The sequence below is a fragment of the Ensifer adhaerens genome (assembly GCF_020035535.1).
GTDB lineage: Bacteria > Pseudomonadota > Alphaproteobacteria > Rhizobiales > Rhizobiaceae > Ensifer.
In genome coordinates, this window is the sequence record NZ_CP083350.1 from 2,663,405 (window position 1) to 2,689,714 (window position 26,310).

Annotated in this window: 20 protein-coding genes; 12 read left to right on the forward strand and 8 right to left on the reverse strand. The window is 63.6% G+C overall.

All coding sequences use genetic code 11. From position 1 onward, the window contains the following. Window positions 1-2: 2 nt before the first annotated feature. Both LAC81_RS32205 and LAC81_RS32210 read right to left on the reverse strand, forming a co-directional pair. A complete protein-coding gene (locus LAC81_RS32205; RefSeq protein WP_223730385.1) occupies window positions 3-5,453 on the reverse strand; it encodes an alpha-2-macroglobulin family protein in 5,451 nt (1,816 codons plus the stop codon). Window positions 5,454-5,670: 217 nt separating this feature from the next. Continuing rightward, window positions 5,671-6,336, reverse strand: coding sequence for a GntR family transcriptional regulator (locus LAC81_RS32210; protein ID WP_223728688.1), 666 nt, complete (start codon window positions 6,334-6,336; stop codon window positions 5,671-5,673). Window positions 6,337-6,627: 291 nt separating this feature from the next. On the opposite strand from LAC81_RS32210, the gene LAC81_RS32215 reads away from it, so the two are divergent. Then, window positions 6,628-7,659, forward strand: coding sequence for a trans-3-hydroxy-L-proline dehydratase (locus tag LAC81_RS32215; RefSeq protein WP_223728689.1), 1,032 nt, complete (start codon window positions 6,628-6,630; stop codon window positions 7,657-7,659). Window positions 7,660-7,731: 72 nt separating this feature from the next. Here the strand turns inward: LAC81_RS32215 and LAC81_RS32220 are convergent, their stop codons facing one another. Next, window positions 7,732-8,352, reverse strand: a complete 621-nt coding sequence (locus tag LAC81_RS32220; RefSeq protein WP_223728690.1) for a helix-turn-helix domain-containing protein — start codon at window positions 8,350-8,352, stop codon at window positions 7,732-7,734. Window positions 8,353-8,578: 226 nt separating this feature from the next. Here LAC81_RS32220 and LAC81_RS32225 point away from each other — a divergent pair, with 226 nt between their 5' ends. The 11 genes from LAC81_RS32225 to rbsK all read left to right on the forward strand — a co-directional run bounded on the left by LAC81_RS32225 (window position 8,579) and on the right by rbsK (window position 22,085). Next, entirely contained in the window at window positions 8,579-10,156 is a 1,578-nt protein-coding gene (locus LAC81_RS32225) for an ABC transporter substrate-binding protein (RefSeq protein WP_223728691.1), read from the forward strand. A 63-nt stretch (window positions 10,157-10,219) separates the two neighbouring features. Then, on the forward strand, window positions 10,220-11,161 hold the full coding sequence (locus LAC81_RS32230) for an ABC transporter permease (RefSeq protein ID WP_113535214.1): 942 nt from the start codon (window positions 10,220-10,222) through the stop codon (window positions 11,159-11,161). Continuing rightward, the gene (locus tag LAC81_RS32235) at window positions 11,158-12,027 is read left to right on the forward strand and encodes an ABC transporter permease (protein ID WP_223728692.1); all 870 of its coding nucleotides are present in this window, start codon (window positions 11,158-11,160) and stop codon (window positions 12,025-12,027) included. The genes LAC81_RS32230 and LAC81_RS32235 overlap by 4 nt, the downstream gene beginning before the upstream one ends. 1 nt (window position 12,028) lies before the next feature. Next, a complete protein-coding gene (locus tag LAC81_RS32240; RefSeq protein ID WP_223728693.1) occupies window positions 12,029-13,042 on the forward strand; it encodes an ABC transporter ATP-binding protein in 1,014 nt (337 codons plus the stop codon). Beyond that, window positions 13,039-14,055: an ABC transporter ATP-binding protein gene (locus LAC81_RS32245; protein ID WP_223728694.1), complete on the forward strand. Its 1,017-nt coding sequence runs from the start codon at window positions 13,039-13,041 to the stop codon at window positions 14,053-14,055. The genes LAC81_RS32240 and LAC81_RS32245 overlap by 4 nt, the downstream gene beginning before the upstream one ends. A gap of 25 nt (window positions 14,056-14,080) precedes the next feature. Next, window positions 14,081-15,883: an aminopeptidase P family protein gene (locus tag LAC81_RS32250; protein ID WP_223728695.1), complete on the forward strand. Its 1,803-nt coding sequence runs from the start codon at window positions 14,081-14,083 to the stop codon at window positions 15,881-15,883. Window positions 15,884-16,091: 208 nt separating this feature from the next. Further along, entirely contained in the window at window positions 16,092-16,823 is a 732-nt protein-coding gene (locus tag LAC81_RS32255) for a DeoR family transcriptional regulator (RefSeq protein WP_223728696.1), read from the forward strand. 161 nt (window positions 16,824-16,984) lie between these two features. Continuing rightward, the gene (gene deoC / locus LAC81_RS32260; protein WP_223728697.1) at window positions 16,985-17,998 is read left to right on the forward strand and encodes a deoxyribose-phosphate aldolase; all 1,014 of its coding nucleotides are present in this window, start codon (window positions 16,985-16,987) and stop codon (window positions 17,996-17,998) included. Between the two features lie 5 nt (window positions 17,999-18,003). Next, window positions 18,004-20,388 carry an aldehyde dehydrogenase family protein gene (locus tag LAC81_RS32265; RefSeq protein WP_223728698.1) on the forward strand — a complete coding sequence of 795 codons (2,385 nt, stop codon included), beginning with the start codon at window positions 18,004-18,006 and terminating at the stop codon, window positions 20,386-20,388. A 148-nt stretch (window positions 20,389-20,536) separates the two neighbouring features. Then, window positions 20,537-20,986: an RbsD/FucU family protein gene (locus LAC81_RS32270; RefSeq protein WP_113535206.1), complete on the forward strand. Its 450-nt coding sequence runs from the start codon at window positions 20,537-20,539 to the stop codon at window positions 20,984-20,986. Between the two features lie 166 nt (window positions 20,987-21,152). Further along, window positions 21,153-22,085 (forward strand): ribokinase, encoded by a 933-nt coding sequence (gene rbsK / locus LAC81_RS32275; protein ID WP_223728699.1) that lies wholly within the window; start codon window positions 21,153-21,155, stop codon window positions 22,083-22,085. Window positions 22,086-22,197: 112 nt separating this feature from the next. Here rbsK and LAC81_RS32280 read toward each other — a convergent pair whose 3' ends face one another. From LAC81_RS32280 to LAC81_RS32300, 5 genes are all read right to left on the reverse strand, one after another. Beyond that, on the reverse strand, window positions 22,198-22,704 hold the full coding sequence (locus tag LAC81_RS32280) for a GAF domain-containing protein (protein ID WP_223728700.1): 507 nt from the start codon (window positions 22,702-22,704) through the stop codon (window positions 22,198-22,200). A gap of 75 nt (window positions 22,705-22,779) precedes the next feature. Further along, window positions 22,780-23,520 (reverse strand): ABC transporter ATP-binding protein, encoded by a 741-nt coding sequence (locus LAC81_RS32285; RefSeq protein ID WP_223728701.1) that lies wholly within the window; start codon window positions 23,518-23,520, stop codon window positions 22,780-22,782. After that, window positions 23,517-24,350: an ABC transporter ATP-binding protein gene (locus tag LAC81_RS32290; RefSeq protein WP_223728702.1), complete on the reverse strand. Its 834-nt coding sequence runs from the start codon at window positions 24,348-24,350 to the stop codon at window positions 23,517-23,519. Before LAC81_RS32290 ends, LAC81_RS32285 begins: the two co-directional genes overlap by 4 nt. Continuing rightward, window positions 24,350-25,255: an ABC transporter permease gene (locus LAC81_RS32295; protein WP_223728703.1), complete on the reverse strand. Its 906-nt coding sequence runs from the start codon at window positions 25,253-25,255 to the stop codon at window positions 24,350-24,352. The genes LAC81_RS32290 and LAC81_RS32295 overlap by 1 nt, the downstream gene beginning before the upstream one ends. Before the next feature lie 12 nt (window positions 25,256-25,267). Then, window positions 25,268-26,257, reverse strand: a complete 990-nt coding sequence (locus LAC81_RS32300; protein WP_113535202.1) for an ABC transporter permease — start codon at window positions 26,255-26,257, stop codon at window positions 25,268-25,270. Between the last annotated feature and the right edge of the window lie 53 nt (window positions 26,258-26,310).

The window sequence follows — 26,310 nt, forward strand, 5'->3', positions numbered from 1 at the left end:
GCCTATTGCGCGGCCAATACCTCCATGCGTCCAGTCGCGGTGCGGGCCGAAAGCTGCGGCCGGTACATATCCTCGACCGTTGCGGCCGGATGATCGTAGACACCGGGGGTCACGGCGCGCACCACATAGGCAAGCGTGACCTCGCGGCCGGCCCCGGTGCTGCGGTCGAGTGCTGCGACGAAGCGGTCGTTGCGGAACTCCGTGTGGGTCGCGGTGATTTCGCCGAGCCACTCAAAATTGCTGAGCTGGGCGCTGTCGACGAGGCTCGGATTGTCGATCTGGAAGCCGGCCGGCAACAGGTCGGTGACCAGCACGCGCGAGGGCCAGTCGTTGGCCTCCGTCATCTTCAGGACGACGACGTAGCGCTCGTTCTGCCGCGCTTCTATGACGTTCGCCTCAGCACCGTCCAGCGTGTAGTAGGTGCGCTCGATGGTGAAGCCGTCACCGCCGGCCGAAAGCGGCTGGGCGGGAGCCGCGACCGTGGTGACGACGGCCGAGACCGGATCAGCTCCCTGGTTGCGGATCACTACCGGATGGGTGGTCAGCGCGTCGCCGGTCATCTGGGCGGCATAGCTGCCGGTCTTTGATGCGCCGTTGACTTCGAGCGCCATGTCCTCGTCGCCCTTCTGGATGGCGCGGGCGGCAAGCAGCATCCAAGCCTGCTCCTGGGTGCTGGTATAGGTCTTCTGTTCCCATTCGCGGGCGACCATTTTCGATAGCTCCGGAACGATCGGCGGGACCGGTCGGCTTTCGGCCGCGAGCGCGAGCACCGCGGCGCCGTCACGCAGTGACGAGCCGTAATCGGAGCGCGACAGGCTGACATTGACGAGGCCCGTCGACATGTTCGCCGCATTGGCAAACGTATCCTGCGAGCCTTGAGCGTCACCGTAGAGCGCGAGCGCCGCGGCGATGTGCGCCTTGGCGAGCGGCGTCGGGAAGTCATTGATCAGCGTATTGGCGTAGTAACGCAGATCGTTGATCGCGGCCTTCCGATTGCGGGCGAGCACGTAGAGCGAATAGGCGATCTCGTTGCCGCGATCCTTGACATTGGTGTCGTAGCTGACGCCGTTCTGCAGATTTTCGAGGGCCTGAACCATCGCGGCCTCCGGCACGTCGTATTTCTGCTCGCGGGCGCGGGTCAGGAAGTCGGTGACATAGGCGTCGAGCCAGAGGTCGCCGTAGCCCGGACCCCAGAGCCCGAAGCTGCCCGACGACGACTGGTTGGAAAGCACGCGGTAGATCGCCTCCTGCACCCGTTTCGTCACGCCTTCGTCATCGGCAAGGCCGGACTGCTTGGCGAGTTCACTGAGGTAGAGCAGCGGCAGCGCGCGGCTGGTCGTCTGCTCTGTGCAGCCATAGGGGTAGCGATCGAGTGTCATCAGTAGCGCCGGCATGTCAAAGGCGGCGGAGCGGGTGACGCTGAGATTGACCGAAGCGCCCTGCAGGATGCTGTCGGCGAGCAGTTGCCCGTCGATCGTCAGGCTGCTTCCCGGCGCGATCGCGACCACCTGCCGTTGTGTCACCGGCAGGGTTGCCGGACGCACAAGCAGATCGAGCGACTGTTCGAGAGAAAGACCGTTGGCACCGGTCAGCGCCACGGTGACGACGCCGTTGCCGGGATACTGTCCGACCACCGGCAGGGTGACGGAGGAGCGGCCACCCTGATCCAGGGTTACCGTGTTGCCCGTTCCCGGCTGTTCCACGGTTGCCGGGCCGCTGGTTGTCACCTGGATCTGGTAGTCGCCAGCCGGCGCGTCGGTGTTGGCGATGTCGAGCCTCAGCTCGGATCGGTCTCCGGGCGCCAGGAACCGCGGCAGGCTGGCGGTGACGACAACCGGATCGCGGATGACCACGTCGCGGGTGGCGTGGCCGACACCTGATTTTGTCCAGGCAACGGCCATCAGCCGCGCCGTGCCGTTGAATTGCGGGATGTCGAAACTGACGGTGGCCTTGCCGTCGCCGTCAAGCTGCACCGGTCCTTCGAAGAAGGCGACCAGCTTTTCCGTGGGCGGGCTGCCCTGGAGCGCGACCTGGCCGCCGTCGCCGCCGGTGCGCAACTTTCCGGTGGCGCCAAGCGAGCCGTCGATCAGGCGGCCATAGAGGTCGCGGATTTCGAGGCCGAGCTGCCGCTGGCCGAAGTACCAGGCTTCCGGATTTGGCGGCTCGTAGCGGGTGAGGTTGAGGATGCCGACGTCGACGGCAGCGATCGTCACATAGGCTTCCTCATCGGCGCCGGCACCGGCGACCTGAAGGCTGATGTCGAGAGCCTTGCGCGGTTCCATTTTTTCCGGCGCGTCGAGCGTGACGGCGAGCTTGCGCTCGGCCGGATCAACGGAGAGCCATTTGATGCCGATGGCGCGCATCGGCATGCGGCTTTCCTGCGCATCGCCCGGCCGATAGAGCGTGGCCGTGACATAGGCACCGGCGCCCCAGGCGTCGGTGACCGGCAGGTCGACCTCGCCGCCTTCAGCAGCGATCGAAGCCGTCTGCGTCGTGATCAGGTTCTCGGTGCCGACGGTCACCAGCAGTTCGCCTGCAAAACGTGGCGAGACCTTGAGCTTGGCGGTGTCGCCGACCGCATACTTCTCCTTGTCGAGCGCGATTTCCAGGCCGTCAGGGGTTTCCGTCGAGGTCGCGGCGACATACCAGCCGGCGTCGAACTCGACGCTCGAGGTCGGGCCATCGACCGAAGCCGTCTCGACTTCCAGGCGATAGCGCCCCCAACCGACGGGCACGGTAATCTCGCCGCCGTCTTCTGTCAGGTCGACGCTGCCGTTTGCCACCTGCTTGGTGGTGACGACGGGTTCGTACTTCCAGGCGCTGCCGTCGCGATACCAGTGATAATTGCGCTCGACGCTGATCAGCTTCCACAAGAGACCGGGCATTGCGGTTTTGCTGCCGTCCGGATCCACCGCGATGACGCGGAACTTGCCGACCGAGTTCTCGGCGAGTTCACCTTCGAATTCCGGCTTGATGCCGAGCATCGGGCCTTCGGCGCGCACCGGCAGTTTCAGCGAACGCTCAACGGCGCGGCCGCCAGCTTCGCGCATGCGCACGGTCACGGTTGCGTCGAGCAATTGCGTGGTCGAGGGCACTTCGTCGAGCAGGACGTCGAAGCTGGATTTGCCTTCCTCGTCGAGTGGCGAAAGTTCCTCGAGCGGCAGGCGCGTGTCCTCGCTCGCCTCTTCATCGGCGAGACCGAAGGAGTAACCCTTGAAGGCAGCGCTTTCGCGCGTCGGCTTGATCGTCACTTCGCCTTCAAGTTCCAGGCCGGCAGCCGGCGCGCCATAGAGATAGCGTCCGTCGACCGCCACGCTTGCCGTCTCGCCGACGGCGATTTCCTTGGCGTCGCTGGTGAGGTCGAACTCGGTGCGATCCGGCACGAAGTCATCGACGAGGAACTGCTTCTCGCCGATCGCAGGCGACTTCGGATCGGTGAAGATCTGCATCGTCCAGGTGCCGCGCATGGCGTTTGCCTGGGTATCGAGGTCAAGCGTATGGCCGCCGAGCTTGCCACCGGCGCTGGTCATGCGGCGGTATTCGACACCATCCGGCCGGAGGAAGACGAAGGTCAGCGGCAGGTTCTCGATCGCCATCCCGTCGACGTCGCGGGCAAGCGCTGCTGCATGCACCGTCTCGCCGGCGCGGTAGATTCCCCGCTCGGTCCAGGCGAGAATGTCGATGGCGCCGGGAGCCGCGCGGCCCGTGACGCCGCGGTCGGAAAGGTCGAAACCGGCGCGGCTCATGTCGAGGAAGACGTAATCGTCTTCACCCTTCTTGGCGGTGATCACCGCAGGCGTCAGGCCGGCCGTGCCGCGGATCAGGCCCGCCGTGAAGGTGACGCGGCCATCGCCATCGCTCACCGCCGTGCCGAGGATCTCGTTGTTTTTGGCGACGAGCTGCAGTTCCACACCTTCGATAGGCTCGGCCGTGGCCAGCGAGCGTACGAAGACGTTCAGCCCGTCGGTGCCGGCATAGGTGGAGATGCCGATATCGGAAACGACGAACCACTGCGTCGCGCGGGCGTCCCATTCCTGGCTGACGCCGGTGGTCGGTGCGGCGGTCAGGACATAGACGCCGGGCTTGCGTTGAGGCAACGCTTCGTCGACCGGGAAGCTGGTAACGACCTCCTTGTTGACGTCACGCTCGATATCGATCGAGCCCTGCCAGACGAGTTCGCCGATTTCGTCTTCGATGCGCTGCGCGCTGTAGCCGTCGAGCTGGGTCAGGAACTGCGAGCTCTGCAGCACCTGGGCGATGCTGCGGTCGCCGACGCGGTAGAGTTTCAGCTTGGCGCTGTCGGTATTGACGGAAACGATCGGGATGCCGCGGCGTGCGGTCGAAGGCAGCACGAAGCTGTCACCGGTGAAGCGCACCATCTGGGCGCGGTCCGCGACATAGATGTCGAGGGTCACGGGCGCTTCGAGCACTTCGTCGACGGTGGAAGGCAGGCCGGTGCGAACGGTCAGCTTGTAGCGTTCGCCATGCGAAAGGCCCTCGATGCAGATCTGGTCGCCCTTGGCTTCCAGCGCCTTCGGAGCGGCACCATTGACGGTGACGAAGGAGGCATAATCGGCGCCGCTCTTTAGAAGCTGCTCGGAGAACTGCACGCAGGCGCGCGGCGTCGCGGCGTCGGAATCGATCGTATGTTCGACGACGCGGAAGCCCTTGCGCTGCTTGAGATCGAGATAGGCCGCCTCGACCGATTTTGCCTTCACCAGTTCCAGGCTCGCCTTGTAGGCGTTCAAGGCGGCGCGGAAGTTTTCGGCGCCTTCGAGCGATTTCGCCATGACGGCAAGCGCATGCGCCCGGCTTTCGGTCGTGCGGGTCAGTTCATAGCCGTTGATCGCCGCGATCGCGGCTTGCATCGACACGGCCGAATTGTTGGTGATGCGGTTTGCCGTGCGCGCCGCCTCCAGCCAAAGCTCGGCGTCATCGGGCGTGATCGCCAGCGCGCCCTGGAAGGCCTTCAGCGCATTTTCGATATTGCCCATGCCGGCCTGGCCGCGCGCCATGTCGATGAGCGTATTGACGCCCATGCCCTGCTGGTCGTCGGCCAGCGCCAGATTGGCCTTGGTGTTGCGGGCATCCTGCAGGATCTGATCCGACAGGAATTTCAGGCGCGGCGGCGCCCCGATGTCGGCTTGTGTGGCCTGCGGCTGCACGACCTTTCCGGCGATGGCACCGGGGAAGGTGTTGAGCTGGTTATAGTCGGACTTGAGGAAGCACCACTTCACCTTGGGATTGTAGGTAAAGGCGCGGCAGGCCTGATCCGCAATGCATGTCTGCTGGCATTCGTCGAGCGAGACGTTCTGTTCGGTCCGGAGGTCGAAACCGAAATAGTCGCCGTCCTTGGTGATCTCGATCTGCCGTCCACTCTCCTGGGCAACGGCGGGGATGTCGGCGGTCAAAATCGACAAGAAGAGGGTGGAAAGGCCGAAAAACGCGCGCACAGACATCAAGTCCTCCCAACGCTGCCGGTCTCGATAGGGGCTTCACTTTTCAGGCTTCCGCTCCGCTTGTCAACCGAGGAGAGGTCGACGCGCCGTGCAATTTGAGCGGGAGTCCGGGAGTGAAGGATCAAATATCGATCCAGAATGAAACAAGATAAAACGATATGTAAATCAAACTATTATGACAGATGGCCAGGGGCGCCGCGAACCCGCGCCGCTAGCCTCGTTGTTCTCTGAGGAAGATCGTCAACGAACGACCGGCGTCCAAAATATGGTCACGCGTCAGCGCACTCGCGCGCTCGGCGTCGCGCGCCATGCAGGCATCCAGGATCGCCTTGTGCTCGCGACGCGCCCGGGCGACGCCTGAGGTCAGCGTCAACTGCGCCCGGAGGTAGCGGTCGATGCGATCGAGCGAGGCGCGGACGATCTGCAGGTAGTAAGGACGCCGCGCTGCCTCGTAGAGACTGTAGTGGAAGTTGCGGTTGATTTCGCCCCAGCGGTCGGAGTTGTCCTCTTGTTCGAACTCCTCGCAATGCTGGCGTGCAAGCTCCAGCGTGCGGCGGTCGAGATTGGGCACGGCAAGACGGATGACTTCGGCCTCGATGAGCGCCCGGAACTCGAAGATTTCCTCGATCTCCTCGATCGAAAGACCGGCGACAACGGCGCCCTTGTAGCGTTCGGTGGTGATCAGGCCGTGCTGCTCTAGTCGCGACAGTGCCTCGCGTACCGGGATGCGGCTGGTGTTGAACATCTGGGCGATGTGGTCCTGGCGCAGGTTCTCGCCCTCGGCGATGTCGCCTTCGATAATCGCCTTGCGCAAGGCCTCATAGACGATATCGGCGGCTGAGGCGGCTTGCCTGACGTCGACGGCATCGAGTTTCATCGTGTTCAAACCCTGCTGGCCAAACCTTCCGGATCGGCGAATTCTGAAGCGTTTCCGCGCTGTTGGTCAATGGTCATATGTCCAATCCTGGTGTCGGGCAACAGAGGCGTTGGGTTCTCGCAGCGATTTTGAATATTTCAGATTGTATATTGGATCCAATTTTTCTATGAGTCTTTTGGCCGGGTTCAGCGCCGTCGCGCGATCATTCCGGTAATATAGGAGGGCGGTCGATGCGAAGGGTATCGGCGCGCTCGGGTGGCGCCCGTCCACCAGCACGGAAGGAGCAAGGGCATGCGCAGCAACAAGGTCGTCCATATCGTTTCGTGCCACGCGGAGGGTGAGGTCGGCGACGTCATCGTCGGCGGCGTTGCGCCACCGCCCGGAAACACGCTCTGGGAACAGCGTCGCTTCATCGCAGAAGACCAGACGCTTCGCAATTTCGTGCTCAACGAGCCGCGCGGTGGCGTCTTCCGTCACATCAACCTGCTTGTCCCGCCGAAGGACCCGCGTGCGACCATGGGCTTCATCATTATGGAGCCCGAAGATACGCCGCCGATGTCCGGCTCCAACTCGATCTGCGTCTCGACCGTGCTGCTCGACAGCGGCATCGTACCGATGCAGGAGCCGGAAACGCACATGGTCCTGGAAGCGCCGGGTGGATTGGTCAACGTCGTTGCCCAGTGCCGCAACGGCAAGGCCGAGCGGATCACCGTCACCAACGTTCCGTCCTTTGCCGACAAGCTCGACGCCAAGCTCGAGGTCGAGGGGCTGGGCACGCTGACCGTCGATACCGCCTATGGTGGTGACAGCTTCGTCATCACCGACGCACGGGCCCTCGGTTTCTCGGTGACGCCGGACGAGGCGCGCGAACTTGCCGAAACCGGCATCAAGATCACCCGCGCGGCCAACGAGCAGCTCGGCTTCACCCATCCGGAAAACCCGGAATGGAACCATATCTCCTTCTGCCAGCTGACACTGCCGGTAGAGGAAAAGGATGGTGTTCTGCACGGTCGCAACACCGTTGTCATCCAGCCGGCCAAACTCGATCGTTCGCCGACCGGGACCGGCTGCTCAGCGCGCATGGCGGTGCTGCATGCGCGTGGAGTGATGAAGGTCGGCCAGCGCTTCAGCGGCCATTCCATCATCGATTCGACGTTTGATTGCCGGATCGTCGGTGAAGCCACCGTCGGCGGACGCCCGGCGATCGTGCCGGAAATCTCCGGCCGTGCCTGGATCACCGGCACGCACCAGGTGATGCTCGATCCGGCGGATCCGTGGCCGGCCGGCTACCGCCTCGCCGATACCTGGCCGCGCAAGCAGTAAGGTCTGCATTTGCGGGCCGCCTGGTTGCGGCCCGTATCTTTCGGCCAACACGTCCCGGCCAAGTCTGCCGGCTTAGTCTTCCTTTATGATCCGGGTGGTGCCGACCCAGAGTTCGCGGGCCGGCCCCGCGCCGACATTTCGGGCACGATGCGGCAGCGAGGCCGGGAAGTGCAGCGTGTCGCCGGCTTTCAGCAGATATTCCTTGCCGTCGATCTCGTAGAGCATCTCGCCGTCGATCAGGTAAAGGAAGTCCTCGCCCTCGTGGCTCGTCAGTTCGGAGGCGTAGCCTTCGGGCATATGGGTGATGCAGCCGTTGAGTGCCGCACCGGGAAAGCCGCGCTCGATCAGTTCGTAGACGCGTTCCTTGGTCTCGACATTGTAGCCGGTGCGCTTGCCCGCGTGCGAAACCATCGAATGCGAATGCTGCGGCGGCTGCGACAGGAAAGTATCGACGCTGGTGCCAAGCGCGTTTGCGACGTTGTAAAGCGAGATCAGTGACGGGGTAGAGATGCCGCGTTCGATCTGGCTGATGAAGCCCTCCGTCAGACCGGCTTCGCGCGCCACGTCCTTCATCGTCTTGCCGATTTCCTTGCGACGGGCTCTCAGCATCTGCCCGAGCGAGGCGGGCGTCGCGGCTTCGGGGAGGGAGGCGCCTTCATGGACTTCGGGCGCCTCTTCGATCTTCAGGGGCATGATTTTCTTTCCGCTTGACTCACGTCTATCGATGTACTTTAGTCCAACTAAAGTTGGTTCGGCAAGCCGATCAGATCGAATGCCAGCCTTCTTGAAAAGGGGAACTACAAGAACGTCTTCGCGGCAATCCGTCGGCGGCAAAAACACTAAGAAAAATTGGATCCAATATCCAATAAGCGTGTTCGATGCACGATCGATGGCGGCTGCGGTCAAAAGGAGGAGTGAGATGAAACGTATACTGCCTATCCTGCTCGGCACGACACTGGGCCTGCTTGTGGCCACCTCGGCATTTGCGATCGAACGCGGCGGCGCGATGACATTCGCGCGCTACGACGACTCGGCCGTCATCGATCCCGTCTATGCCGACCGCAATCCCGATCTCTGGATGGTGAACGGTCTCTATGAGACGCTGCTGCGCAACGGCCCCGATGGTTCGATCGTGCCGGGTCTCGCCGAGGCTCACGAGGTTTCGGCTGACGGCAAGACCATTACCCTGACGCTTCGAAGCGGCCTCAAATTTTCCGACGGCTCGGAACTGACCGGCGCTGACGTCGTCTTCTCGCTGGACCGGGCGCGCAATGCCGAACTCGGTCCCTGGGCCGGGCTGCTCGGCGCTGTCGACAAGGTCACGGCCGATGGCAACAAGATCACCGTGTCGCTCAAGAACCCCGACCCGACGATCATCTCGATCCTCGCAACCTTCAATACCGGCATCATGCCGAAGGCGGCCTTCGAAAAGGCGGCAGGTGCGACCGACCAGGAAAAGGCGCGCGCTTTCTTCACTGCCGGTCCGATCACTTCGGGGCCTTTCGTCATGAAGAGCCACGTGCAGGGCTCGAGCATGAGCTTCGAGCGCAACCCGAACTACTGGCGCCAGGGCGAAGACGGCAAGCCGCTGCCTTATCTCGACCGGGTGGAATTCCTCGTCATTCCGGATGATGCGACCCGCATCCTCAAGCTGCAGGCCGGCGAAGTCGACGCGGCCGAGTTCATTCCCTTTGCCCGCGTCGGCGAACTCGGGGCCGATCCGAACCTGAAGATGGAGCTCTTCCCATCGACCCGCATCGTCTATGCGCCGATCAATACGCGCGAGGCGAAGAAGGACGGCGCGAAGAACCCGCTTGCGGACATCAAGGTGCGCCAGGCGCTGAACTACGCGACCGACAAGAGCGTGCTGATCAAGCTCGTGACCTTCGATACCGGCAAGCCGATGACCTCGCTGATGTCTGCGGCGACGCAGCTTCATTATGGCCCCGAGCCGCTCTATCCCTATGATCCGGAGAAGGCCAAGCAGTTGCTGGCGGAAGCCGGTCTTAGCGGCGGCTTCGAGGTGAAGCTCACCACGCTTGCAGGCAGCGCTGACGATGCGACGCTGTTTACCGCACTCCAGCAGATGTGGGCGCCGCTCGGTGTCAATCTCAAGGTCGAGCAGGTCGACAACCCGACGCGCGGCGAGAAGAACCGCTCCGGCGATTTCGATATCCACACCTACGGCTGGGCGAACGACGTCAACGACCCGGCGCAGGTGACCGGCTGGCTCGGCTACTACAAGCAGCGCCAGGCCGTCGGTACGGGCTGGAACAACCAGGAATTCAACACGCTGTTCGAAGCCTCCAACGTCGAGACCGATCCGGCCAAGCGCAAGGACGAATACAAGCGCATGCAGGAAATCTACGCGGCGGAAGCGCCGCTGCTCTTCCTGTTCGAAACGCCCTTCGCCGTCGCTGTCTCCAAGTCGATCGAGGGCTATGTACAGACGCCGCTCGGCGCCAACGACTTCTCGCAAGCCTGGCGCGCCGACTGATAGCGGAACGATCAGAGAGAGCCGGGCGGCAAGCCGCCCGGTTTTCCGTTGAAGGTTGGAACCATGCCCTCACTTTCCTATCTCGTGGCACGGCTGCTGCAGATCATCCCGACGTTCCTGTTGGTGATGGTCTTCATCTTCCTGCTCGTGCGCCTTTTGCCGGGTGACCCGGCGATCGCCATGGCCGAGGCCAAGGCGACCGATGCCCAGCTCGAACAGATCCGGCACAATCTCGGTCTCGATGAGCCGTTGCCGGTGCAGTTCCTCGTCTTCGTCAAGAACACGCTGACCGGCGATCTCGGCCGCTCGATCATGCTGAAAGCGCCGGTGACCGAGGTCATTCTCAGCCGCTTGCCGACGACGATCTTCCTGGCGCTCTATTCGGTCGTGCTCGCGGTCTTTCTCGCGGGACCGCTGGCGTTTCTCGCGGCTTCACGCGTCAACAGCCCGGTCGATGTCGCCATCCGCGGCGTCTTTCAGGTCGGCCTTTCCATGCCCGTCTTCTATATCGGGCTCCTACTGCTGACGGTGTTGGCGGCGCAACTGCGCTGGTTTCCGGTCGGTGGCTACGGCAAGACCTTTCTTGCCAATCTCTACCATCTGATCCTGCCGGCACTCAGCGTCGCGCTCTATACGTCGGCGATCATCCTTCGCAATCTCAGGGCCTCGCTGATCGAGGTGCTCGACGCCGACTACGTGCAGTTCGCGCGGGCCAAGGGTCTTTCGCCGCGGATCATCATGACACGGCACGTGCTGCGCAATGCGCTCGTCTCGACCGTGACGCTGCTCGGCTTGTCGATCGGCAACCTGATGAGCGGCACGCTGGTGACCGAGACGGTCTTTGCCATTCCCGGCGTCGGCCGGCTGATGCTGGAGGCGATCTTTGCCCGCGACTATCCGCTGATCCAGGGCCTGACGCTCACCTTCGCCGTGCTCGTCTCCGTCGTCTTCCTGCTGACGGACGTCGTGCAATCCTGGCTCGATCCGAGGCTTCGCCAATCATGACGGTCCTGACCCAAACCCATCCGCGGACGCGGGGACGGCTGGCCACATTTCTGGCGCGCGCCTTCACCCGCCCGTCCTTCGTCGTCGGCATCGCCATTCTCGGCCTGTCCCTCGCATTCGCGCTGTTCCCCCAGGTCTTTGCGCCCTACGATCCGCTCGCCTTCGATCTGCAGGCGATCCAGCAGGGGCCGAGCCTTGCGCATCCCTTCGGTACCGACAATTTCGGCCGCGACGTACTCTCGCGCGTCATCTGGGCCTATCGGGTCGATATGCAGATGGCCTTCTTCGCGACGATCTTCGCGCTCCTGATCGGGCTCACCGTCGGCGCCTTTGTCGGCTACTACGGCGGCATTGCCGACGTGATCTTCGGCCGCTGCGTCGATGCGATCATCACCTTTCCGTTCCTGGTCCTGGTGATCGCGATCGTCGCCGTCCTCGGCCCGGGCCTCGTCAACATGTATGTGGCGATCACCGCGGTGAACTGGGTCTATTACGCCCGGTTGACCCGGGCCGAAATCATGGCGCAGAAGGCCAACGACTATGCTGCCGCCGGCCGGGTGCTCGGCTATTCCGATCGCCGCATCATCTTCCGCCATCTTCTGCCAAACGCGATCTCGCCGATCCTCGTCTACTGGATGACCGACATGGCGCTCGCCATCCTGCTCGGCTCGTCGCTCGGCTATCTCGGCCTCGGCGCGCAGCCGCCGGCAGCAGAATGGGGTGTCCTGATCGCCGAGGGCCGCAACTTCCTGATGACGGCCTGGTGGATGAGCCTGATGCCGGGCATCGCCATCGTTCTGACCGGGCTCGGCTTCAGCCTCGTCGGCGACGCCCTTGCCGACCTGCTTCGACCAAAGGGGCGCTGAGATGAAAAGCACAGAAAGAGCTGTCGTGCTCGACGTCAGGCACCTTCGCACCGAGTTCGGTCCGCATGACCGCCCACTGGTCGCCGTCGACGACGTCTCGTTCCAGGTGGGGCAGGGGGAAATCCTCGGGCTTGTCGGTGAATCCGGCTCGGGCAAGAGCATCACGCTGCGCTCGATCCTCGGCATCATTCGGCCGCGCGGCCGTGTCGCTGGCGAAATCCTCTGGAACGGCCAGGATCTCGTACCGCTGAACGAGACGCGTCTGCGGCGCATTCGCGGCCGCGAAATCGCGATGATCTTCCAGGAGCCGATGTCGTCGCTCAATCCGCTGCTCACCGTCGGCCTGCAGATCTCCGAAAACCTCGTGGCGCATACGGACCTCGACGCAAGGGCGCGAAAGGCTCGGGCGATCGAACTGCTCGATCTCGTCGGCATCCCCGGTGCGCGCAATCGTCTCGACGATTTCCCGCACGAGTTCTCCGGTGGCATGCGTCAGCGGGTGATGATCGCCATCGCGCTCGCCTCCAATCCGAAACTGCTTTTGGCGGACGAGCCGACGACGGCGCTTGACGTCACCATCCAGGACCAGATCCTCAGGCTCATCCAGTCGCTGAGCCGCGATCTCGGAATGGCGGTCATCCTCGTCACCCACGACATGGGCGTCGTTGCCGAGACCTGCGACCGTGTCGCCGTCATGTATGGCGGCAGGCTTTGCGAAATCGGCACGACTGCGGATGTGATCGCCGATGCGCGCCACCCCTATTCTCTCGGGTTGCTGCGCTCGATCCCGCGTGACGTTGCGCCACGAACACCGCTCTATTCCATTCCCGGTGCGCCGCCGGCACTGAACGCGCTGCCGCCCGGCTGCGCCTTCAGCGCCCGCTGTCCGGTCGCTGGTCGCGAATGTCCTGACATTCGGCCCGCGCTCGCAGCAAGCGGTTCGTCGCGGCTGGTTGCCTGCCATCATCTTGACGATGCCCATGCGCATTTCGGACCGCGGGAGGCGGCGCAATGACCACCATTCCTGCCCAGATAAGTGCACCGCCCCTGCTCTCGCTCCGTGCGCTGTCGATCCAGTTCGAGAAACGGCGTTCGTTGTCCGACACGCTCGCCCGGCGCCCGCAGCAGGTCGTCTCGGCGGTCAACGGCATCGATCTCGATGTGATGCCCGGCGAGACGCTCGGGATCGTCGGCGAATCCGGCTGCGGCAAGTCGACACTCGCGCGCCTGATCGCCGGCCTGCACCGGCCGACATCAGGCGATATCCTGTTCGAGGGCGAGAGCGTCGTCGGCCTCAAGGGAGCGAGGCGACGCGCCTATAACCGGCGCGTCCAAATGATGTTTCAGGATCCCTACACCTCGCTCAATCCCCGCATGACCGTGCGTGACACCTTGCGGGAGGCGATCACGGTGCATCGCATGCGCGAGGGCGCGGCGATCGACCGAAGGGTCGACGAGCTGCTGGAGCTGGTGCGGTTGCCCGAAGGCGCCGCCGACAAGTATCCGCACGAATTCTCGGGTGGCCAGCGCCAGCGCATCGGCATTGCGCGGGCGCTGTCGCTGGAGCCGACTTGTCTGGTCGCCGACGAACTCGTTTCCGCGCTCGACGTTTCGGTGCAGGCGCAGGTCGTCAACCTGCTGATCGAGCTTCAGGACGAGCTGGGCCTGACGGTGCTGTTCGTGGCGCATGATCTCAGGCTCGTGCGCCATGTCTCGCACCGGGTCGCCGTCATCTATCTCGGCGCCATCGTCGAAATCGGCCCGTCGGAGGCGCTGTTTTCAAAGCCGATGCATCCCTATTTCAAGGGGTTGCTGGCTGCCGCGCCGTCGCTTGACCCAGGCGCCAGGCGTCGCGCTCCGGCACTTGTCGGCGAACTGCCGAGCCCTCTTGCCATCCCGCCCGGCTGCCCTTTCCACGTGCGCTGCTCGCACGCGACCGAGCTTTGCCGCCGAGAGAAGCCGGCGCTCCGCCCGGTCGGATCGGGCATGACCGCCTGCCATTTCGCCGAAACGATCGGCGACGCCTGAAACTCCACTGGATAGGAAAGACATCATGGATACGAGAGCAAGGCCGGATATGTCCGGCCGGATTGGCGCGCTGCGGCGCAAGCTTGCGGAGACCGGGCTCGACGGCTACGTCGTGCCGCGCTTCGACGAACATCAGGGCGAATACTGCGCGCCACATGACCATCGCCTGGCCTTCGTCACCGGCTTCACCGGTTCGGCCGGTGTGGCGATCGTCATGCGCGACCGTGCAGCGATCTTCGTCGACGGCCGTTACCAGGTGCAGGTGCGCGACGAAGTGGATCTCGGGACCTTCGCGATCGAACATTTCTATGACGCACCGCTCAAGGATTGGCTGAAGAACAATCTGCGCAAGGGCGAACGCGTCGGCTTCAACGCCATGCTTTTGCCTTCCACCTGGGATGCGGACTGCAGCCGCTCGGTTGAGCAGGCGGGTGGCGTATGGACGTCCGTCGACGAAGACCTTGTCGACGCGATCTGGACCGACCAGCCGGAAAAGCCGCTCGGCAAGATCATGGCCTTCCCGGTCGCCTATTCCGGCGAAAGCGTTGCCGAGAAGAAGAGCCGAATTGCCGCAATGCTGGCGGAGCAGGGGGCCGATCTCCTGATCGAGGCGCAGCCCGACAACATCGCCTGGTTCCTCAATGTCCGTGGCCGGGACGTCGCATTCAACCCGATGCCGCAATCCTTCCTGATTTTCGACCGCGCCGGGCAGACGGAATGGCTGGTCGATCATCGCAAGCTCCCGAACGACCTCTCCGATTTCGAGCTCGACGATGTCGCGATGGCCGAGCCCGGACAACTGCTTGCACGCGTCAAGGCGGTGGCGGCCGGACGAACGGCGCTGATCGATCCCGGCTTTGCCCCCTCGGCGACTGCCCATGCAACACGCATCGCCGGCGGCACGGTGCAGCTTGCGAAAAGCCCCATCACGCTTGCCAAGATGCACAAGAACACGACCGAGCTTGCGGGCTTCCGTGACTGCCACCGTCTGGATGGTGCTGCCTGGATACGCTTCTTCGCCTGGCTCGAGCGGCACGCCCTGGAGCGGGATGCGAGTGGCAAACCCGTTACCGAACTCGAGGCGGAGGAGCGCATCCTTGCCTACCGCACGATGGCAGAAAGCTTCGTCGAGCCGAGCTTCCGTTCGATCTCGGCGGCAGGCGGCCACGCTGCGATGTGTCACTATGCGGCGACCGAGAAGAGCAATGGCCTGATCCGCAAGGGCAGCATTTATCTGCTCGACTCCGGTGGGCAGTACCTGACCGGCACCACCGATGCCACGCGCACGACTGCGATCGGCCCTGTCGATGACGAGATCCGGCGCGCGTACACCGCTGTTCTCAAGGGACTGATCTCCATGGTGTCGCTCAAGTTCCCCAAGGGAACCTTCGGCCACCAGCTCGACGCCTTTGCCCGCCGTCCGCTCTGGGACCTCGGGCTCGACTATGACCACGGCACCGGCCATGGGGTCGGTCACTTTCTCTCGGTGCACGAACAGCCGCAACGTTTCGATCGGCGCGTCAACGAGATCGAGCTGAAGCCCGGCATGGTGACGACGATCGAGCCGGGCTACTACAAGGCCGGCGCCTACGGCATCCGCATCGAGAACCAGGTGGAGGTGGTGGACGACGGCGACGGGTTCCTGAGCTTCCGGAGCCTGACGCTGGTGCCGATCGACCTGCGGCTGGCCGATCTCGGTCTGCTGACCGTGGCAGAGCGCTCGTGGATCGACGCCTACCACAGTCGCGTCGGGCGCCAGATGGATGGCCTGCTTGATGCAGAGACATCGCGTTGGCTCGCGGAGAGAACCGCTCCGATCGCCGTCTGAAACGGCGCCCGCGCCTATTGACCACCGTGCGGCGGGCCGATCGGCCCGCCGTCGTCCGTTTCAGGCGGGCACACGGCCCGAATAGACGCAGAAGGAGCGTTACAGTCCGTGTGAGTCCTCTTGCTTGCCAAGTGCGATTCGTGATAATTTTCACAAATATTGTTCGTGGCCAACGAAACCACGAAATGGCGCGAAAACGGACAGGGCCATGGTCAGTCGCAAAACTGCTCGCATCATCCAGCTAGCCGAGGCGCTTTCCGGGCGGAGGGTTCTGCACCTGCGTGACGCCGCGGCCCTGCTCGGCGTCTCTGAAATGACCATTCGCCGTGATGTCGCCGACAATCCCGGCCAGTTCGCCTTTCTCGGCGGGCACATCGTGCCGGCGACCGAGATCGAAGGGGACGGGCCGTATGAACTCGCGCGCGAAGCCGATAGTCACGCCGCCGCCAAGCGGGATGCCTGCGTCCACGCTGCCCGCCACATCCGCCCGGACGAAACGATCTTCATCGATTGCGGCACAACGCTCGAATATCTCGTCGATCTTATTCCAGAGAATTATTCAATAACTGCGGTATGTTACTCGCTAAACGTTGCGGGAAAACTGACCCACAAACCGAACGTGCGGATCGTCATGCTGGGCGGCGTATATCACCCGGCCTCGGCATCCTTCTCCGGTAATTCCGGGCTGGAGACACTCGATTCGCTCGGGATCAATGTCGCCTTCCTTTCAGCAGCTGGGATCGACCCCGGTCGCGGCGCGACCTGCGTCCATTTCCATGAGGTGCCTGTGAAGCAAAAGGTCATCTCGCTCGCACGCGAAAGCCATCTCGTCGTCGACCTCAGCAAAATCAGCAAGTTGAAGCCGGCATTCTTTGCTCCGGTCAGGGCTTTCCGCTCGGTGATCACCGAAGAAGGCGAGACAGAGATACCAGGCCTCTAGCCCGTGATTGGGCTATTGACGACCAATCACGGTCGCGGCTTCCCTTGACATGCTCATGGTTTGATGGAATAGTCACAAAAATAGGTAGAAAAATAACAAATTTGATTATCCCGGCGAGTGCGCCTTGAATGTGCGTCAGTGCCGCGACAGGGAGTTCTCACTTGGAAGACCTTGCTGTGAAGGCCGGCGCGTCGAAAGCAGCGCATTTGCCGGCGTCGGGCCATAACTGGCCGCGCAACGATGGTATCGATCTGGATCTTGGTTGGGTGCTCGACCAGCGCGTCAACCTGTCGGCAGCCGAGCGCCGCGTCGCGACATTGCCGGCCCGTCGCACCGTCAAGAATGATGCGCAGGCCGCCTGGCTGCTGAAAGCCGTCACCTGCATCGACCTCACGACCCTCAATGGCGACGACACGACGGAGCGCGTCAAGCGCCTCTGCGCCAAGGCGCGTCAGCCCGTGCGCCAGGATCTGCTCGAAGCCATGGGCATGGGCGGTCGCGGCATCACCACAGGCGCGGTCTGCGTCTATCACCGTTTCGTTTCGACGGCTGTCGAGGCGCTGGAAGGTTCCGGTATTCCGGTTGCGGCCGTCTCCACCGGTTTTCCAGCTGGTCTCATCCCGCATGACGTGAAGCTGCGGGAGATCGAGGCGTCGGTTGCCGACGGCGCCAAGGAAATCGACATCGTCATTACCCGCGAGCACGTGCTGACCGGCAACTGGCAGGCGCTCTATGACGAGATGCGTGACTTCCGCGCCGCCTGTGGCGACGCCCATGTGAAGGCGATCCTGGCGACCGGTGACCTGAAGACGCTGCGCAATGTCGCGCGCGCTTCGCTCGTCTGCATGATGGCCGGTGCCGATTTCATCAAGACCTCGACCGGCAAGGAAGGCGTCAACGCGACGCTGCTGGTAACGCTCATCATGCTGCGCATGATCCGCGCCTATCAGGAGCAAACGGGCCTCAAGGTGGGTTACAAGCCGGCCGGCGGCATCTCGGCTGCCAAGGACATCCTGAACTACCAGTTCCTGATGAAGGACGAGCTCGGCCGTGAATGGCTCGAACCGGACCTCTTCCGCATCGGCGCATCGAGCCTGCTTGCCGATATCGAACGTCAGCTCGAACATCACGTTACCGGCGCCTACTCGGCCCTCAACCGTCACCCGATTGGATGATCCCGATGACTGTCGCAAGGTATTTTGACGAAATGTCCTATGGTCCAGCACCCGAGGCCGACACCGAAGCCCGTCAGTGGCTGGCGCGCCACAAGGGCGAATTCGGCCACTTCATCAATGGCGCCTTCGTTGCCTCCGCGTCCGGCAAGACCTTTGAGACCAACGAGCCGGCAACCGGCAAGCTGCTTGCAAAGGTAGCACTCGGTGGTGCCAAGGACGTCGACGATGCGGTTGCCGCTGCCCGCAAGGCGCAAGGCCCCTGGGCAAAGCTGCCGGGCCATGCCCGCGCCCGCCATCTCTATGCACTCGCCCGCATGATCCAGCGCCACGCGCGCCTGATCGCGGTCGTCGAGGCGATCGACAACGGTAAGCCGATCCGCGAGACCCGCGATATCGACGTGCCGCTCGCCGCTCGCCACTTCTATCACCATGCAGGCTGGGCGCAGCTGCAGGAATCCGAGTTTGCCGATCAGCTGCCGGTCGGCGTCGTCGGTCAGGTCATTCCGTGGAACTTCCCGTTCCTGATGCTGGCCTGGAAGGTCGCGCCCGCTCTGGCGCTCGGCAACACCGTCATCCTGAAGCCGGCGGAATTCACGCCGCTGACGGCGCTGCTCTTTGCCGAACTCGCGGCTGCCGCAGGTCTTCCGGCCGGCGTGCTCAACGTCGTCACAGGCGAAGGCGAAACCGGCGCGCTGATCGTCGAGCACTCGGACATCGACAAGATCGCCTTTACCGGCTCGACCGAGGTCGGCCGCCTCATTCGTGAGCGCACCGCCGGCACCGGCAAGTCGCTGACGCTCGAACTTGGCGGCAAGTCGCCCTTCATCGTTTTTGACGATGCCGATATCGACGGTGCGGTCGAAGGCGTGGTTGACGCCATCTGGTTCAACCAGGGCCAGGTCTGCTGCGCCGGGTCGCGCATTCTCGTTCAGGAAGGCGTGGCACCGCTCTTCTACGAGCGGCTGAAGCGCCGCATGCAGACGCTGCGCGTCGGTCATCCGCTCGACAAGGCGATCGACATGGCGGCGATCGTCGCGCCGGTGCAGCTGCACCGGATCGAAAGCCTGGTCGCCAAGGGTGTCGCCGAAGGTGCGGCCCTGCATCAGCCGAAGATCGAACTGCCGAAGGGCGGCAGCTTCTATCCGCCGACCCTGCTTACCGGCGTTCAGCCGACCTCGATCGTTGCGACCGAAGAGATCTTCGGCCCCGTCGCCGTCTCCATGACCTTCCGCACGCCGGAAGAGGCGATCCAGCTTGCCAACCACACGCGCTACGGCCTTGCCGCCAGTGTCTGGAGCGAGACCATCGGCCTGGCATTGCATGTCGCAGCCAAGCTCGCCGCCGGCGTCATCTGGGTCAATGCGACCAACCTCTTCGATGCATCTGCCGGTTTCGGCGGCAAGCGCGAGTCTGGCTTCGGCCGCGAGGGCGGCCGCGAGGGGTGCTACGAATATCTGAAGCCGAAGGCTTGGGCCGGCCGCAAGCTGCGCCCCGCGGTCGCTGAACCGACATTGAAGCCGGCCGTCGCCGATTTCGCCATGCCGGATGTCGACCGCACCGCCAAGCTCTTCATCGGCGGCAAGCAGGTGCGGCCGGATGGCAACTATAACCGCAACGTGCTTTCGCCCAAGGGCAAGGTGCTTGGCGAAGTCGGCGAGGGCAACCGCAAGGACATCCGCAATGCAGTTGTGGCAGCGCAAGCCGCATCCGCCTGGTCGTCGGCAACGACGCACAATCGTGCGCAGATCCTCTACTACATCGCCGAGAATCTGAGCGGCCGTGCCGAGGAGTTCGTCGACCGTATTGCCGACATGACCGGCGCGTCTGTGGCGAACGCCAAGGCAGAAGTCGAAGCCTCGATCGCGCGTCTCTTCACCTATGGTGCCTGGGCGGACAAGTACGAGGGCGCGATCCACCAGCCGCCGCTTCGCGGCGTAGCACTTGCGATACCCGAGGCGATCGGCGTCGTCGGCGTGGTCTGCCCGCCGGAAGCGCCGCTGCTCGGTATGATCAGCCTGGTTGCGCCCCTGATCGCCACCGGTAACCGCGTCGTCGTGGTGCCGAGCGAGCAGCATCCGTTGGCCGCGACCGATTTTTACACGGTTCTGGAAACGTCCGACGTTCCGGCCGGCGTCGTCAACATCGTCACCGGCTCGACGATCGAACTGGCAAAGACGCTTGCAAGCCACAACGACGTGGATGCGCTCTGGGCTTTCGGTTCGGCGGAACTCTCGACCCTCGTCGAGAAGCTCTCGGTCGGCAACCTGAAGCGCACCTTCGTCGACTACGGCAAGGCGACGAACTGGCTGGATCGGGAGGCGGCAGAAGGCCCGGCCTATCTGCGTCGCGCCACCGACGTCAAAAACATCTGGATCCCCTACGGCGAATAGGGAATTCTCCCCTGCGGGCCGAAGGGAGTCGGCCCGCGTTTCGGGGTTCAATCGTGAAATTGGGTTCCGGCCGCAGCACCTTGCGTCTCTGAAGACGCGATAGGTGTGTCTGCAGGCCGAAGCGCCAATGTGCTGGGAGGAGGAGTGCATGCTCAAGAATATCGATCCGGCCCTCAATGCCGATGTACTACATGCGCTTCGGTCCATGGGACACGCCGACACGCTGGCGATCGTCGACACGAATTTCCCGGCGGATGCGATTGCCCGCAAGTCGGTGATCGGCAAATTGTTGCGGATCGACAACGTCTCGGCGGCGCGCGCCATGGAGGCGGTTCTCTCGGTTCTGCCGCTGGATACGCCTTTGCAGCCGTCCGTCGGCCGGATGGAGGTGATGGGTGCACCGGATGAGCTTCCGGCGGTGCAGCGGGAGGTCCAGGCCGTGGTCGACAAGGCGGAAGGCAAGTCGGCACCCCTCTACGGCATCGAGCGGTTTGCCTTTTACGAGGAAGCCAAGAAGACCTATTGCGTCATCGTCACAGGAGAAACCCGGTTCTACGGCTGCTTCCTCCTCACCAAGGGCGTCATCCCACCCGCCTAAACCACGGTGAATTGGGGTACGGGCGGAAGCTGCGCAGGCTCTTCTTCAACCCGCTCCGCTGAGGCTTTCGACGTGAGCCGCTGCGCCGTTTTCAATCCATTGCATCTCGCGCAGCCGTTGATCCGCTTGCGCGTTCTCAGAGCTTTTCGGGAGAAGGTACCAGACGATGAAGGTTGGCGTTTCGATATTGGGGATATTCGTGGCCGACACCGCCTACATGGCGCGTCGTATGCCTGCCATTGGAGAAACGATCATCGGCAGCGGCTTTTCCGTAGGACCGGGCGGCAAGGGCTCGAACCAGGCAGTTGCTGCCGCGCGTGCCGGCAGTCCGGTGACCTTCATCTCGCGGCTGGGGCGCGACACTTTCGGCGACATGGCGCTACGCACCTATGCCGAAGCGGGCGTCACGACGAAGATCGTGCAGATGGACGACCTTCCGACGGGCGCGGCCTTCATCTACGTCAACGATCAGAATGGTGAAAACGCGATCATCGTTTATCCCGGCGCCGCTGGTGCGATCGATGTGGGCGATGTCGAGGCGGCGCGTGAGACGATCGAAGCGTCGCGGGTTTTCGTGACCCAGCTCGAACAGCCGGCTGCGGCTGCGCAAAGGGCGCTCGAGATCGCGCGCGCGGCTGGTGTGACCACGGTCTTCAATCCCGCGCCGGCTGAGCCATTCTCGGAATCGATCTATCCGCTCTCGGATTACTTCGTGCCCAATGAGACCGAGGCTGCGGCAATCGTCGGCTTCTCGCTTTCTTCGCACGATGACATCACCCGTGCCGGTGACGCGCTGCTTGCCAGAGGGGGCAAGGCGGCTCTGATCACGCTCGGGGCGCGCGGCGTGCTCTATCACACCCGTGAGCAATCGGTTCTCGTTCCGGCAATGGCGCCAGGGCCGGTAATCGACACGACCGGGGCAGGGGATGCCTTCGTCGGCGGCTTTTCCGCAGCGTTGGCGCGGGGCTTGGCGCCCGTTGACGCCGTGCGCTTTGGCTGCGCGACGGCGGGCATTGCAGTGACGCGCCGCGGCACGGCACCGGCCATGCCGACGCTCGCCGAGATCGAGGCTTTTCTCGCTCAAAGCGCGGCGGCCTGACCTTACAGGCAAATAAGCAAAGCCGCCCGCGGGTGACGGGCGGCTTCGAGCAGATCGAGGAAGGCACTGGGTGCTTCCTGCGCAAATGCGTACTCTCAAATGCAGGGAAAGCTCAGGTCCGCTCGGCGCGAGCGGCGGCGAGGAAGGCGAGCTTCGCCGGCATTTCCAGATGCTTGGAGAGCGCCACGCGTTCCGGCGTGTAATGATGCTCGACGTCGAGGCAGTTGACGGTGCCGAGCAGTTCGCCGCCAACGACGACCGGGATGTTGGCGACCGAGCCGCAGCCGAGCGACCAGATGGTTTCGTGATCGCCGAAGACCTTGGAGATGTCGACGATGGTGTTGGCCACGAAGGTCTGGTGCGCCTTGTGGACGATGTCGAACCAGCTGTCGTAGCGGATCGGCTTGGTGCCGGAGGTCGGGTACTCCGCGGGGTGCGAGGTGTAGGCGCGGCGCGCGACTTCGTTGACCATGTCGACGGTCATGATGGTGAAGAGCTTGGCGCCGATCACCTGGCGGCTAAGCGTCTGCAATGCGGTCCATACCGCATCGGCATCAGTGGTCTTGGCAATGGCCGCGTCGAATTCCGCCAGCGCGGCAGCGATCTGTTCACTGTTCATGCTATGTCCTTGGAGTTACTCGATATCTTAGAGCGGGACGCGGTTGGGATATCGCCCGCGTTTTCCTGTCCCGCTCTAGTTGGCATGCGCGGCGCTGATGTGCATCAGCTCACGCGAATAGGGATCCTTGAGGTCGCCGCGCTTGAGATCGGCGACATCGGCAATCTCGACGATCCGGCCCTGGCGCATGACGGCGAGGCGGTCGCAGAGGAAGGAGACGACGGCCAGGTTATGGGTGACCATCAGGAAGGTGAGGTTCTGCTCGCGCCTGAGACGCTTCAACAGGTTGAGGATTTCGGCCTGGACCGAGACGTCGAGCGCGGACGTCGGCTCGTCGAGCAAAAGCACCTTCGGCTTCAGCATCAGCGCGCGAGCAATCGCCACGCGCTGGCGCTGGCCGCCCGAGAGCTGGTGCGGAAAGCGGAAGCGGAATTTGCGATCGAGGCCGACCGAGGTCATGACCTCTTCGATGCGGGCGTTGCGGTCGCCGATGCCGTGGATCGTCAGCGCTTCGCCGAGCGTGGCGTCAACGGTCTTTCGCGGATGCAGCGAGCCGTAGGGGTCCTGAAAGACCATCTGGCACTGGCGTGAGAAGGCGCGGTCGATGCCGTGGCCGCGCGGCGAGCCGAGCACGGTGATCTCGCCGCTCCATTCCGGTGCGAGACCTGCGATCGCCTTCAGCACGGTCGATTTACCCGAGCCGCTTTCGCCGACAAGCGCAAAGCTCTCGCCGTCGGCGATATCGAGATTGACGTCGTGAGTGATCTGCACGTCGCCGTAGGAGATGTCGAGGTTCTTGAGAGAGAGCGCGGTCATGCCTTGGCCCATGCGCTGCGGTCGAGCACCGGCAGCTCGTCCCGTGTTTCATCGAGGCGCGGGATCGAGGCGATCAGCCCGCGCGTATAGGGGTGCTTGGCCGCCATCAGCTCGCCGGCCTGGCACTCTTCGACCACCTCGCCGGTGTTCATGACGAGGATGCGGTCGCAATAGCTGGAAACGAGATTGAGGTCATGGCTGATGAAGATCAGCCCCATGCCCTTGCGTTTGACCAGTTCGTCGATGATGTCGAGCACCTGGGCCTGGACGGAAACGTCGAGCGCCGAGGTCGGCTCGTCGGCGATCAAAAGGTCTGGCTCGGGGATCAGCATCATCGCGATCATCACGCGCTGGCCCATGCCACCGGAGACCTCGTGCGGATAAAGGCGGGCGACGCGTTCCGGGTCGGCGATACGTACCGATTCCAGCATGGCGAGCACGCGGGTGTTGACCTCGCGGCGGGGCAGCTTCTGGTGCGTCAGCAGCGCCTCTGCGATCTGTTCGCCGATCGTCATGACCGGATTCAGCGAGAACTTCGGGTCCTGCATCACCATGGAAATGCGGGCGCCGCGAATTGCGCGCATCTGCCGCTCGGACTGCTTCAGAAGGTCAACGCCGTCGAAGACGAGCTTGTCGGCCGTGACGCGACCGGGCGCCCGGATGAGCTGCAGGATCGAGCGGCCGGTCATCGACTTGCCCGAGCCGCTCTCGCCGACGATGCCGAGGCGCTCGCGACCAAGTGTGAAGGAGATGCCGCGCACGACATCGAGGTCGCCACGGGGCGTCGGGAATGTGACGCGCAGATTTTCGACTTCGAGAAGCTTTGTCATCAGCGCTGCTCCCCGCTCTTCGGATCCAGTACGTCGCGCAGGCCATCGCCCAGGAAACAGAAGCCGAGGCTGACGAGAATGATGGCAAAGCCGGGCATGGTCGCGACCCACCATTGGTCAAGGATGAACGAGCGACCGCGTGAGATCATCGCGCCCCATTCGGGCAACGGCGGCTGGGCGCCGAGGCCGATGAAGCCGAGACCGGCGGCCGTCAGGATGATGCCGGCCATGTCGAGCGTGACGCGGACAATCATCGAGGAGGTGCAGAGCGGCAGCACGTGGCTGAGGTTGACGCGCAGGCTCGAAGCGCCGAGCAGGCGCACGGCCGAGATGAATTCGGAGTTCTTGAAGGTCAGCGTTTCTGCACGGGCGACGCGGGCATAGCCGGGCCAGGAGGTGATGGCGATCGCGATGATCGCATTCTCGATGCCGGGGCCGAGTGCTGCGACGAAGGCGAGCGCCAGGATGAGCTTCGGTAGCGACAGGAAGATGTCGGTGATGCCCATGAGGATACGGTCGACCCACCCGCCGAAATATCCGGCGGCAACGCCGATGACCAGGCCGGCCGGAGCCGCGAGCACGGCGACCAGCGTGACAATGGCGAGCGTGATGCGTGCGCCGTAGACGACGCGCGACCAGATATCGCGGCCGAGTTCGTCGGTTCCCATCCAGTGGGCGGCGCTTGGCGGCAGAAGGCGTTCGCCGAGCGACTGGCGCAACGGATCATGTGTCGCCAGCCACGGGGCGAAAAGAGCCGTCAGCACCAAGGCTGCGATGATGATCGCGCCGACAACGGCCAGCGGATTGCGCATGAGAGCGCCGAAGATGCGATAGAAACGCCCCAGGCGTGCCTGCATCGGCGAGGCGGGGCTGTCGTCGATCAGCCAGTCGCGAAGTGTGGTCATGTCCGCCTCCTCCTAGCGTGCACGCGGATCGAGCACGCGATAGAGCACGTCCGAAATCTTGTTGATGCCGATGAAGACCGCGCCGATGACGAGGGTCGAGCCGAGCACGGCCGACATGTCGGCGTTGAGCAGGGCCACGGTCAGGTAGTTGCCGATGCCGGGCCAGGAGAAGATCGTCTCGATCATCACGGAGCCTTCGAGCAGGCCGGCGTAGGACAGGCCGATGACGGTGATCAACGGCACGCGGATCGGCCGGAAGGCGTGGCGCCAGATGACGAGGCGCTCCGGCACGCCCTTGACGCGGGCGGTGGTGACATATTCCTGGCTCAGTTGGTCGAGCATGAACGAGCGTGTCATGCGAGCGATATAGGCGAGCGAGAAGAAGCCGAGGCAGGACGCCGGCAGGATCAGGTGCCAGACGGCGTTGCGGAAGATCTCCCATTCGCCGGCGATGATGCTGTCGACAAGGATCAGGCCGGTCACCGGCGTCACCATGCCGTCATAAAAGATGTCGACGCGGCCGGGGCCGCCGACCCATTTCAGCCGGGCATAGAAGATCGCGAGGCCGACGAGGCCAAGCCAGAAGGCCGGCACGGAATAGCCGAGCAGACCGACGACGCGGATGCCCTGATCGAGCCAGGAACCTCGACGGGCGGCGGCGAAAACACCGAGCGGCACGCCGATCAGCACGCCGAGGATGATGCCGAGCGTCGCCATTTCCAACGTGGCGGGGAAGACGCGGGCAAGGTCTTCGAGAACCGGCCTGCCGGTTGAGACCGAGGTTCCGAAATTGCCCGTTGCGACATCGCCGACATAGCGGACGAACTGGGTAATCAGCGGCTGGTCGAGCCCCATTTCCTGGCGCACCCGCTCATAGACAGCGACGGGTGCACGGTCGCCAACGACGGCCAGGACCGGGTCGATCGGCACGATACGGCCGATGAAGAAGGTGATCGCGAGCAAGCCGATGAAGGTTATCGCGAGCGTAACCAGGAAGCCCATCAATGAGAAAAGGCGCTGCCGTGTCCGGCTCGGCCGAGCGGCGCGACGTACAG